This window comes from Brevibacterium renqingii, assembly GCF_017808105.1.
Taxonomy (GTDB): Bacteria; Actinomycetota; Actinomycetes; order Actinomycetales; family Brevibacteriaceae; genus Brevibacterium; species Brevibacterium renqingii.
The window spans coordinates 16,350-28,137 of sequence record NZ_JADBHF010000022.1 but is presented as its reverse complement, the minus strand read 5'-3'; the positions used below and the strand labels follow the sequence as shown (position 1 = coordinate 28,137).

Annotated in this window: 9 protein-coding genes; 4 read left to right on the top strand and 5 right to left on the bottom strand. The window is 67.8% G+C overall.

Annotation, left to right across the window (positions count from 1 at the left end; all coding sequences use genetic code 11):
* The first annotated feature begins 76 nt into the window (after positions 1 to 76).
* The 3 genes from IHE57_RS16005 (at position 77) to IHE57_RS15995 (ending at position 2,889) form a co-directional block, all read left to right on the top strand.
* Positions 77 to 1,171, top strand: coding sequence for a sensor histidine kinase (locus IHE57_RS16005; protein ID WP_209374624.1), 1,095 nt, complete (start codon positions 77 to 79; stop codon positions 1,169 to 1,171).
* Positions 1,168 to 1,809, top strand: a complete 642-nt coding sequence (locus tag IHE57_RS16000) for a response regulator (protein ID WP_209374622.1) — start codon at positions 1,168 to 1,170, stop codon at positions 1,807 to 1,809. Before IHE57_RS16005 ends, IHE57_RS16000 begins: the two co-directional genes overlap by 4 nt.
* 66 nt (positions 1,810 to 1,875) lie before the next feature.
* Positions 1,876 to 2,889, top strand: coding sequence for a DUF418 domain-containing protein (locus tag IHE57_RS15995; protein ID WP_209374620.1), 1,014 nt, complete (start codon positions 1,876 to 1,878; stop codon positions 2,887 to 2,889).
* Here the strand turns inward: IHE57_RS15995 and IHE57_RS15990 are convergent.
* The 4 genes from IHE57_RS15990 to speB all read right to left on the bottom strand — a co-directional run bounded on the left by IHE57_RS15990 (position 2,870) and on the right by speB (position 8,992).
* Positions 2,870 to 4,537, bottom strand: a complete 1,668-nt coding sequence (locus IHE57_RS15990; RefSeq protein ID WP_209374618.1) for a thiamine pyrophosphate-binding protein — start codon at positions 4,535 to 4,537, stop codon at positions 2,870 to 2,872. The genes IHE57_RS15995 and IHE57_RS15990 overlap by 20 nt on opposite strands.
* A gap of 192 nt (positions 4,538 to 4,729) precedes the next feature.
* Positions 4,730 to 6,262 carry a sodium:solute symporter family protein gene (locus tag IHE57_RS15985; RefSeq protein ID WP_209374616.1) on the bottom strand — a complete coding sequence of 511 codons (1,533 nt, stop codon included), beginning with the start codon at positions 6,260 to 6,262 and terminating at the stop codon, positions 4,730 to 4,732.
* A gap of 25 nt (positions 6,263 to 6,287) precedes the next feature.
* The gene (locus tag IHE57_RS15980; protein WP_209374614.1) at positions 6,288 to 7,979 is read right to left on the bottom strand and encodes a thiamine pyrophosphate-binding protein; all 1,692 of its coding nucleotides are present in this window, start codon (positions 7,977 to 7,979) and stop codon (positions 6,288 to 6,290) included.
* Positions 7,976 to 8,992: an agmatinase gene (gene speB, locus IHE57_RS15975; RefSeq protein WP_209323449.1), complete on the bottom strand. Its 1,017-nt coding sequence runs from the start codon at positions 8,990 to 8,992 to the stop codon at positions 7,976 to 7,978. Before speB ends, IHE57_RS15980 begins: the two co-directional genes overlap by 4 nt.
* A gap of 142 nt (positions 8,993 to 9,134) precedes the next feature.
* Here speB and IHE57_RS15970 point away from each other — a divergent pair, with 142 nt between their 5' ends.
* A complete protein-coding gene (locus IHE57_RS15970) occupies positions 9,135 to 10,556 on the top strand; it encodes a PucR family transcriptional regulator (protein WP_209374612.1) in 1,422 nt (473 codons plus the stop codon).
* Positions 10,557 to 10,609: 53 nt separating this feature from the next.
* On the opposite strand, the gene IHE57_RS15965 is transcribed toward IHE57_RS15970, so the two are convergent.
* Positions 10,610 to 11,719: a histidinol-phosphate transaminase gene (locus IHE57_RS15965; protein ID WP_209374610.1), complete on the bottom strand. Its 1,110-nt coding sequence runs from the start codon at positions 11,717 to 11,719 to the stop codon at positions 10,610 to 10,612.
* Positions 11,720 to 11,788 lie beyond the last annotated feature (69 nt).

Here is an 11,788-nt window from a genome sequence, read left to right as displayed (position 1 = left end):
TCTGACATATTGAACATCCTTCCAGCAGGACTGGGAATCCCGCTAACTTGGGTGTCCACTATTCGAGGGTAGCCTCATGAGACGCTTCAACAGGTGGCTGTGGCTGATCCCGGTGCCTCTGGCATTCGGGTTCGAGCTTCTGCTCGGCTCCGGGTGGTTCCTGCTCCTCGGCAACGTCGTCGCCGTCGCGGTGGCCCTGCCGGTCCTCATACGCCACCAGCAGGGCCGCGTCCGAGCAGCCGGCCTATGGATGTCGGTCTGCGGTCTGCTCGTGGCACTCGGCCTCGTGGCGATCGCCCATACGATCAGTCTCACCGTCCTGTGGCTGAGTCTCGTCACCTTGGCGATGCTCGCTCGTTCCGCCTCGGGGCGGGTGCCGACAGCCCTCATCGTCATCCTCGCCGTCGCAAACGCACTCGTCCCGGGACTCATGCCGGACGGGCTGATCTACGCCCTCGCCTCAGCGGTCCTCATCGTCGCCGCGATCTCGATCGGTCTGATGCTGCGATTCACCGACCGCTCGCTGCTCGAACGACAAGCCACCGCCGCCGAGGCGGAACGACGCCGCATCGCCACCGAACTCCACGACCTCATCGCCCACGAGGTGACAGGGATCGTCGTCCTCGCCCAGGCCGCCGCCCGCAGCGACAACGCCGACCTGACCTCGACGGCCCTGCACAAGATCGAGGAGTCGGGCACACGCGCGCTCGAGGAGATCCGCCGCCTCGTGGCCGACGGGGACGCCGATCGCCCGGCCCGCGCCCCGGTCGCCGAGAGCGCCCAGGCGCTGCGCGACCGTGTCGAGGACTACGGTGAGCAGGCCGAGATCTCCATCGAGACCACAACCGACGTCGACCGCCGCATCTGGCCCGTGCTCGATCGAGTGCTCGTCGAGACTCTCACCAATGTGCGCAGGCACGCCGGCCCCGACGCCCCGGTCAGAGTCACTGTCGCCACCCCCGCCGAGGCGGCCGGGGCCGTGGTGATGGTCGTCCGCAACGGCCCAGGCACGGGCGGCCTCGGAGCCGGAAGCGGGACGGGACTGAGCAGTCTGCGGACCAGGGTGAGCCACCTCGGCGGGACCATCGAAGCGGGCAGAGACGCTGGAGGCGGATGGAGCGTGCGCACCGAGCTGCCTTCGGCACGTGACGGAGGGAAGGGGACACAGTGATCACAGTCGCCGTGGTCGATGACCAGGAGATGGTGCGGATGGGCTTCTCCCTCATCCTCGACGCCGAAGATTCGATCAGCGTGATCGGGCAGGCCGCCGACGGCGTCGAGGCGATCGACCTGGCCAGAAGCCAGAAGCCCGACGTCGTCCTCCTCGACATACGCATGCCCCGCCTCGACGGACTCGCGGCCCTGCCCGAGATCACGCCGTACTCCAGAGTCATCATGGTCACCACCTTCGACGATGACGACTACGTCGATGCCGCACTCGACGGAGGTGCCAGCGGCTTCCTGCTCAAGGACGCCGGAGCAGACCTCCTCATCGCCGGGGTCAGGGCCGCTGCGAACGGCGATGCCCTCATCTCTCCCTCGCTGACCCTCGACCTGCTCAGTAGGCGCAGCTCGAGCCCGGCACGGAACGCTCACGCGGTCGCGAGACTGAGCGCCAGAGAGCTCGAAGTCGCCAGGCTCGTCGCCGCGGGCCGAACCAACCAGGAGATCTGCGAGCAGCTCTTCATCTCCCTCGGCACGGTCAAGACCCACCTCGGCAGCATTCAGACACGCCTTGAGGCCCGCAACCGGGTGGAGATCGCCGCCGCCATGTGGGAATCGGGGGAGATGGATCGGCCGAACGGCTGACCCCTGCTGACGAGAACCGTCCTTGCAGCCGATGTGCGCATGTGGCCGGAGTCGAAGAATGGAAGTATGACAACCCAGCTGACAGACACTGTTCTTCCCACCCGCCGGACCCGGATCCTCGCCCTCGACGTCGTTCGCGGCTTCGCCCTGTGCGGGATCCTGTTGGTCAACCTGCCCCCGCTGTTCGAGCTCAGTTCGGTCGACGCCGACGGCGGCGCCCTCGGCTTCTATCGCTTCTATGAAGACTTCGTGCAGAACCGCTTCTTCCCGATCTTCTCGTTCCTCTTCGGCATCGGCTTCGGACTCATGTGGCTCAGCGCATCCGCGCGCAGCTCGCGTCCCCGCTCGGCGCTGCTTCGCCGGTTCGCCTTCCTCGGAGTCCTCGGTGGGCTCCATCAGCTGCTGCAGACGGGCGAGGCCCTGCTGCCGTACGCCATCGCCGGCATCGTCGTGCTCCTGCCCTCGACATGGATCCCCGCACGATTCCTCGCGCCTGTGACCTCGGTGCTCGGTGGAGTCCTGCTGATCGCAGCGATTGCGAGCGGCGGCGGACTCGCCGTCATCCCGGGTCTCTTCCTGCTGGGCTTCGCCATCGGCTGGAGCGGGTTCGTCCGCTCGGCACTCGCACACCCTGCTCGGCTGGCGCTGGTCGGTGCCGGTGCGCTGGTCATCACGGTCATCGGCTTCGCGCTGACGGACTATCTCACACGACACGTCGACCAGTGGATCAACGCGGGACTCGGCATGACGATGGCGCTGACCTATGTCGCCGTCATCGTCCTACTGCTGCGCACCCCCGCCGAGGCGGCCCTGCGGATGATCTTCTCCCCGCTGGGGCGCATGGCGCTGAGCAACTACGTCGGAGCGACCCTGATCATGGTCGGCCTCCGCTTCGTCATGCCCGACCTCGCCGGGTTCGACTCCCATGGCGGCTACCTCGCCGGCCTCTTCATCTGCCTCGGCATCATCCTCGTGCAGGTGATCGTCTCAAGCCTGTGGCTGCGGTTCTTCGGTCAGGGGCCGCTGGAGAAGCTCTGGCGCATCGTCACCTGGGGTCGCCTCACGAGTTCACGCGGATGACTTCCTCCTGATACGGAGCGATGACAGAACCGGAGATTCGCAGGTCGAGGAGCAGGAACTTCCGCTGGTCGACAGGCGCCGCCTTCCACTCCTCGACGATCTCCAGATCCGCCAGCGAACGCACCGCGAGTCCCTGTCCTCCGGCGGCCGTGGCCAGTGCGGCGAAGTCGATCTCGTCGATGAGCATGGGCGACTTCTCCAGCCCCTTGAGCCCATAGAGGTTCACCTCGGCACCGTAGGCCGCGTCGTTGAAGACCACGGCCATGCCGCGCCCGCCGGCCGAGCGGACAGCAGTGTCGAGATCCGACAGGGCCATGGCTCCGCCCCCGTCGCCGGTGGTGAGCACGATCGTCGACTCTGGGTTCGCCCGCGCCGCACCGGCCACGCTGTGCCAGCCGAGCCCGATCGACTGGAAGGCGGTGCCGACCATGGCCAGGCGGTCCGGGGCGCTCGGCTCCCAGAACATGTTCGCCCAGGCGATGAAGTGTCCGCCGTCGGAGACGACGACCCGGTCGGCCGGCAGGAGCTCGCCGAGGCGGGCCGCCGCCGCGCGCGGGTCCAGCCGACCCTCGGAGGCGAATTCGGTTCCGGCCTCATAGGCTCGGTCGGCGGCGGTGTCGACGGTCTCGCGCCAGGAGGCGGGGCCGGCAGTGCCAGCCGCAGGTGCTCGTGCGGCGAGACGAGACACGAGCTGCCCCGCGGCCAGTTTGGCGTCCGAACGAATGAAGCCTCCGACTCGGGCGTTCGTCGCCCGGTCGTCGGTGTCGACCTGCCACACCGAAGTGGAGGGGTGGAAGAGTTCGCCGAAGCGCATGGTGAACTGGTTGAGGGAGGCCCCGAAGACGACTGCGACATCTGCTTCCCGAATCCTCTCCATCGCCGCCGGGGCGCCGAAGCCGCCGGCGACTCCGAGGTCGAAATCGGCTTCCGGGAAGAGGTTGCGGCCCAGAGCGGTCGTCGCGGTCAGGGCTCCCGTGGCCGCAGCCAGTTCGCCGAGTTCGGTCTCGGCACCGGCGAGCCAGGCGCCCCGACCGGCGAGGAGGAGCGGACGCTTCGCTCCGGCGAGCGACTCAGCCAGACGGTCGAGTGAGACCTGGCCGAATTCGGAGTCCGGAGCCAGGGGAGCGGCCACCGCCGGACCGGGTACCTCGGGGACTGTGCCGATGTCGAGAGTGGCGACATCGTAGGGGATCGCCAGCACCACCGGCACGCGGTAGGTCAGAGCATGCTCGATGGCGGTCACGGTCGCCGCCGCCGCATCGACGCGGCCGACGGTGTAGGTGCGCACACCCACCGCCGAGGCCATGGCGATCTGGTCGACGTCCCAGGGGCGCGGACCCGAAGTGGGTTCGTCACCGACGACGAGGACGAGGGGGACCCTGGCCTGGGCCGCCTCGGCGAGGGCCGTGAGCGTATTCGTGAAGCCCGCGCCGTAGGTCGTCGTGGCTGCGGCGATCCGCCCCGAGGTGCGGAAGTGGGCGTCGGCGGCGACCACGGCGCCGGCCTCGTGGCGCACGGCAGTGTAGCTCGCCGAGGTCGAGCGCAGCAGAGCGTCGAGGAAGTAGGCGTTGCCGTTGCCCATGAGGCCGAAGACCTCGTCGATGTGCTGGGCGAGAGTGTGCGCGACATGCGCAGAAGTGTGAGCCATGAGAAGCCAATCGCTGATGAGATATGGAAGTGAACGATCCATATATGTCTCACACGCGGTTCCCGCGGCTTCGTGCTCCTTTTTCGAGCACCGGCATTTCGGCATCAACCGGATCCGTCATCGACACCGGCCTGACATGTCGAATATAGAGGACCGGCGCATCCGCGGCAAAGTCCTGAGTTGCGCGGTGTGTCAGCGGCTCAGCCGCTCCTTCCACGCGGCCATGATCGCAGGATCCGTCGGCTTCGAGGCGAAGGAGCCGACGAGGTAGCCCAGCAGCGAGGCGATGAGACCGAGGTAGATGGCTTCGTTCGAGTAGATGCCTGCCACGATCATCACGACCACTGTGGTCACGGCGCCGAGGATCATGCCGGCCATCACGCCGACGATCGTGCCGCGTCTGAAGACGAGACCGCCGAGGATGGAGATGAACAGACCCGCGACGAGAAGGTTGTAGGCCACGGTCAGGGCCTCGACGACGCTGGGCATGATCATCGCGAGCACGAGGGTGACGACGCCGAGCACGATGAGGTAGATCCGCGAATCACGGACTTCGTCACCGGTCTCGCGGACCAGGGACCGAACGAGAGTCGACTTCGTCCCGCCGGCTGCCGTCCCGCCATCCGCCATACCACCGACTGTGTCCGCTCCGCCGGCGGCACCGGCTGCGGAATCCGATTCCGTCACCGGCAGGAGGTCCTTGCGTGCGAGGATCGGTTCGATGATGTCCTGTCGGCATACGGTCGACGCCGCCATGAGCGAGCCCGAGGCCGTCGACATCATGGCCGCCAGAGCGGCGGCGAGGACGATCCCGCCGAGCACCGGTGACATCGAGGCATCGACGACGGCGACGAAGACATCGTCCTGGACCTCGATGCCGGGGACGATCTTCGTCGCGGCCATGCCGATGAGCGCTCCGGCGACGGCGTAGAGCAGGCAGTACACACCGGCCGAGAATCCTCCCCACCGGGCCACCCCGGGGCTGCGCGCAGTGAACACGCGCTGCCAGATGTCCTGACCGATGAGCAGACCGAGGGTGTAGATGAGGATGTAGCCGAGGATCGCCTGCCAGCCGATGCCCACCGGGCTCGTATGCTCGGCGGGCAGGCTCGAGAACAGATCGCCCAGTCCGCCGGACTGCGACAGCACGACGGGCAGCATGATGAGGAAGATGCCGATCGTCTGGATGAAGAACTGCACGAAGTCCGTCAGCGTGATCGACCACATGCCGCCGAGCATCGAGTAGAGGATGACGATGCCGCCGCCGATGAGCACCGACCAGAACTTGCTGAGGTCGAACAGAGCGTGGAACACCGTCGCATAGGCCACCGTCGACGTCGTCGAGATCATCAGCCCGTAGGCGGTCATGATCGCTCCGGAGACGAACCGCGAACCCTTCCCGTAGCGGAGCTCGAGCATCTGCGAGACCGTGTAGATCTCGAGCTTCTGGATCCGGGGCGCGAAGAACAGGGACAGGGCGATGATGCCCAGTCCGATCGCGAGCACCAGCCACATGCCCGACAGACCGGAGGTGTAGCCGAGGCCGACACCGCCGATCGTCGAGGCCCCGCCGAGCACGACGGCCGACATCGTGCCCGTGTAGAGCAGTCCGCCGAGGCGCCGGCCCGCGACGAGGAAGTCCTCCTGGTCATTGGCCTTGAACCGGCCCCAGATTCCGAATCCCACCATTCCGGCGAGATAGATGATCACTACTAAGGAGTCCACAGCGACCCTCTCTGTCAGTGCGGCCTCAGCGGCCGACGGTGATGTGAATGGCAGTGGGCACGCGACGTTCGAGTGCCTCGGCGACGGCACCGGGCAGGGCATGGTCGATGTCCGCCTCGGCGATCGTCACCCCGGCCCCGCCCATGGACTCGCCGAGCTTCGCGAAGTCGGGACGGGCGAGGCGGACGGCGAACGGCTCCATGTCCCGCTCGACCATCTGGCCCTCGATCTCCGCGTAGCCGCCGTTGTCGACGATGACGAAGGGGATGCCCATGCCCAGTTCCGTGGCCGTCATGAGCTCCTGGACGGAGAACATGGCGGCCCCGTCGCCGAGGATGCAGGCGACAGGGCGGTCGACGTCGGCGACCTTCGCTCCGAGGGCTGCGGGAATCCCGTAGCCCAAGGTGGCGAAGCCGGGCATGTAGAGCAGCTGGTCAGGGGTGCTCGCGGTCAGCGCGTGCACGGTTCCGTCGTAGGTGACCTGCGAGGAGTCGCCGGCGATGACGACGCGCGGCCCCGCGCCCTGCTCGACGAGCCGGGTGACCCGGGCGCCGATCGAGCCGAAGTCGAAATCGGTGCCCCAGCTCTGCCGGATCCGCGCGGTGCGCTCACCTCCGGATTCACTCGCCGAGGTGGCCGCACCCGGACCATCGGAGGCGGGGTCCGCGTCCGCAGACGCGGGGCGACCGTCACCGAGCGCGGCCATGAGTGCGGTGAGGAAATCGGAGGCATCGGCACAGGCGAGGATGTCTCCGGGCAGGTTCTTATTGAGCTGATCGGGATCGATATCGCAGCGGATGACGCGCTGGGCAGAGCTCTCCTCGCGGACGCCGACGGCGGACTGGGCCCCGATGAGGCCGCCCCAGAGGTCGGAGTCGGCCAATTCCGAGCCGAGCACGATGAGCACATCGGCGGCGGCGGATTCCGCCTGCACACTCGGGAATCGGACATTGGATCCCAGCGAGAGCGGATGGTCCTCAGGCAGAATGCCCTTGCCGTTGGCCGTCGTCACCAGCGGAGAGTCGATGAGCTCGACGAAGCGCCTGACTTCGCTGTGGGCGGTGCGGGCCCCGCCGCCGGCGATGACGAGGGGGCGCTGGGCCGAAGCGATCGCCTCGGCGGCGCGGGCGACGACATGGTCATCGAGGCCCGGCCGACGACCGGTGAACGGGGTCGGGACGCTGCCGTTCCATGCCCCTTCGAGCACGTCGAGCGGGACTTCGATGTGGACGGGCCCGGGCCGGGCCGAGGAGAACATCGCGAACGCCTCGGCCACGGCCTGTGCCGTGCCTTCGGCCGTGCGGGTGCGCTGCGAGGACACGAGCAGGTGGGTCAGCGCGCCGGAGGAGTCCTTCGTCTCGTGCAGCATTCCGACATCGGCTCTTTCGAGCCCGGTCGGCACACCGGGGGAGAGGATGAGCATCGGACGGGATTCCGCATAGGCGGTCGCGGCGGCCGTGATGACGTTCGTCAGTCCCGGCCCCGAGGTCGTGATGACGACCCCGGGCTTGCCGGAGACGAGGAAGTACCCATCGGCACCGTAGCCGGCCCCCTGCTCGTGGCGCGGAGTCACGGCACTGATCCCGAACTCCGGCAGGTGCCGGTAGAACTCGAGATTGTGCGTGCCGGGGATGCCGAAGATCGTGTCGACGCCGTGGGCGGCCAGCGTGGCGACGACGGCGCGGCCGCCGTTGCGGAAGCTCTGCTCCTGGCTCATCGCCGCACACCGAGGGCTTCGCCAGAGGGACCCGTGGGCTCGGTCACGCCGTTGTTCTCGGCGGCCCACAGCGACAGGACCTCGTAGCCGACATGGGCGGCGGCCAGACCCGTGATCTCGGCATGGTCATAGGCCGGCGCGACCTCGACGATTTCGGCGCCGACGACGTTGAGTCCCTGCAGCCCGCGGATCGAGTTGAGCAGTTCGCGGCTGGTCATGCCGCCGGCCTCGGGGGTGCCGGTGCCCGGAGCGGCCGCGGGATCGAGGACGTCGATGTCGACCGAGAGATAGACGGGGGCATCGCCGAGGCGGCTGCGCATCCGCGCGACGACGTCCTCGACCGAGCTGAACTGGTACTCGTCGCTGCGGATGATCTGGAAGCCGAGCACGCTGTCGTCCTCGAGATCCTTCTTCCCGTACAGCGGCCCGCGGATGCCGATGTGCATGCAGGACTCGAGGTCGAGCAGACCCTCTTCGCTGGCGCGGCGGAACGGGGTGCCGTGGGTGTAGGGCGCGCCGAAATAGGTGTCCCAGGTGTCGAGGTGGGCATCGAAGTGGAGGACGGCGATCTTCCCGTGCGTCTTGTGCAGAGAGCGCAGGTTCGGCAGGGCCAGGGTGTGGTCGCCGCCGAGGGTGAGCAGCCGGGCTCCGTCGGCGCGCATCTCGTCGGCGTTGGCCTCGACGGTGGCGATGGCCTCTTCGATGTCGAAGGGGTTGACGCCGAGGTCGCCGCAGTCGGCGACCTGCTGCCAGGTGAATGGGTGGACATTCGTGGCCTGATTGTAGGGACGCAGCAGCTTCGATGACTGGCGGATGTGGGCGGGACCGAATCGTGCGCCGGGCCGGTAGCTGACGCCGGCGTCGAACGGGATGCCGATGACTTTGACGTCGATCTTCTCCCCGGGGCGCTGCGCCTCGACTTCATCGATGCGAGGCAGCAGTCCGAAGGTCGGGGGACCGGCGTAGCGGGGGGTTTTGCTGTAGTCGGCCGGGCCGAGTGGCTGAGACGGCATTGACTCTCTCCTTCGTGGTGGGGCGGACCCGTGCGGGGCTCCGAATGGTTGGTCCTCAGCCTAGGACGTGTCCCACGTGACACCGATATCCGAAGAGGAGCAATTGTGAACGGGGGTGTCCAGTGCGGATAGTATGTGGGCCATGGTCACTCTGGAGCAGCTCTGGTCGCGCAGCGAACTCGCCCTCGATGTCATCGTGGGCTCGCCGACGGCGGCGGAGCAGGAGGTCACGATCGTCCATTCCTCGGAGCTGCCGGAGGTCGACGAATGGCTGGCCGGCGGTGAGGTGCTGCTGACCATCGGAGTGGGCCAGGATCTCGGAGCCGAGTCGGTGAAGGACTATGTGCGCAGACTCAAGGAAGTCGGCGTTCACGCCCTCGGCATCGGGCTCGGGTCCGACCTGCCGTGGGAGCATGTGCCCCAGTCGCTGGTGATCCACGCCGAGGAGGCCGGGCTGGCCCTGTTCGGAGTGCCCGAACCGGTGCCGTTCGTCGCCGTCGTCGACGCCTTCACCCGCATGCGCGAGGCCGAGACCAACCGTGAGCTGACTCGCGCCAGCAGCGCCGCCCGCCGCTTCGCCACCGAACTGGCGCATCAGGGGCCGGCGGCCCTGGTCGCGGACCTGGCCGAGACCCTGGACACGCGGGTCCGCTTCGTCTCACCCACGGGACGGGCACTGACCGGAGATGATGCCGAACACGACGTCCGCCTCGAACTCATCGAAGCGGCCTTGCAGCCGTCATTGAGCCCACGCCTGATCCGGACCGGGAAGAGGATCGTCGAGGCCGTGCCGCTGGGCAGCGACCATCCGCTCGGATGGATCCTCACCCCCGCCGAGGCGGCCGGCAGTCCGAAGACGCGTGCTCTGCTGCTGTCGACGGCGGCGGCCCTGCTGGCGATGACGCTGACCGGTATGCCGCAGCGGACGGGGAATTCACGTCTGTTCGAAGCTGAGCTGAGCACCGAGGAGGCTCGGGTCGAATGGACGCACGCAACGGGTCTGGCTCCCGTGGCGACGACCGGGATGCGCATCTTCGGCGGGGCCCGCGGGGACACGGCGGAGAACCTCATCGCGGATATCGTCGGCGAGTCCCTGCTGACGCGGGCAGGTTCGATCCTCGGCGTCGTCGGCTCGAGCGAACGCGGACTCGACGAGCTGGTCGACCGGGCGGCCGCGGCGACCGGCTTGCAGCTGCTGAGCGAGAAGGTGCTGCCGCCGGCGCAGATCCACCACGCCTGGACACTGTGGAGGACCCAGCACGAATCCGAGACCTCGGAGGTCAGATCGCTGCTGTCGTCGGTCGACGAGACAGCGGCCGCTCGCTTCATCGACCGGGTTCTCGGAGATCTGGTCCGGGCCAGGGGAGGGCAGGAGCTGCTGGAGACGCTGCGGGCGTTCGTCGCCTCCTCGGGAGCGCGGGAGCGCATCGCCGCCGACCTCGGCATCCACCGGCACACGGTGAGGGCGCGAATGGCGAAGATCGAGAAGCTGCTGGGCCGGGACCTCTCGCGCGCCGAGACCGTTCATGCCGTGGCGATGGCACTCGAACTCGCCGAACTCTGAAGTTCTCGGGCAGGCCTGCCCGTCGCCTCACGCTCCCCGCCGCCTCGTACCTCCTAGGCGAAGTGCTCGGCTCGGAACGCCTTCGCGATCTGGAGAACTCGTTCGAGGGCTTCGGGCTCTCCGATGCTGATGCGCACGCCTTCGCCGAGATTGCGAACCGCTACTGCCTGCTCGACGCAGGCGTCTTCGAAGGCCGCGGAAGCCTCGCCCAGCGGCAGCCACACGAAGTTCGCCTGCGCCTCGGGCACGTCCCAGCCCTGAGCACGCAGGGCCTTCGCGAAGGCGTCACGGGCTTCTGCGATCTGCTGTGCCCGGTCGAGCACGGCGTCCCAGTGCCGCAGAGATTCGAGTGCTGCCGCTTGGCTGAGATCGGTCACTCCGAAGGGGATGACGGCTTTGAGCAGACCTTCGATGACCGGCGGATGGGCCACGGCGTAGCCCACGCGCAGACCGGCCAGCCCGTGGGCCTTCGAGAAGGTGCGCAGCAGCACGAGGTTCGGATAGTCCCTGACCAGACCCAGACCACGGGCGCGGTCGGGGACCGTGGCGAACTCCCAATAGGCCTCGTCGAGTGCGACGAGCACATGAGCCGGCACCCGGTCGAGGAAGTCCCGCACCTCATCGTCGCGCAGCGCCGGACCGGTCGGGTTGTTCGGCGAGCAGAGGATGATGAGCCCTGTGCGTTCGGTGATCGCCTCCGCCATCGCCTCGAGATCGTGACGACCCTCGGCCGTCAACGGCACCTCGATCCGCTCTGCTCCTGCAAGTCCCGTCGTCTGCGGATACATCTCGAACGACGGCCACGGGTAGATGGCCTCGGTCGTCGCATCCGAGGTGATCTGGGTCAGCGCCACGAGCAGTTCACTGGCTCCGGTGGTGACGACGAGTTCGTCGAGGCTCACGTCGAGGCGCTCGGCCAGTGCCCGTCGCAGCGCCAGGGCCGAGTCGTCGGGGTAGTTCGCCGGGTCCTTCGCATGCTCGACCATGGCTTCGAGCACCTCGGGCAGGGGAGGGAGGAAATTCTCGTTCGAGGAGAGTTTGTACGGTCGCAGTCCCTCGATCTGCCGAGGCGGTTTGCCCGGAACATACGGCGGGAAGGTGTTCAGAGCCGCCCGCAGACGGGGTGTCGATGCGGCAGAGGGGGAGGAATCGGCAGCAGTCATGGACTCATGATGACACAGCAGGACACAGGCGGGCTGCGCGGTCCGTGTGCTCCGAGATCCGAATGCGCT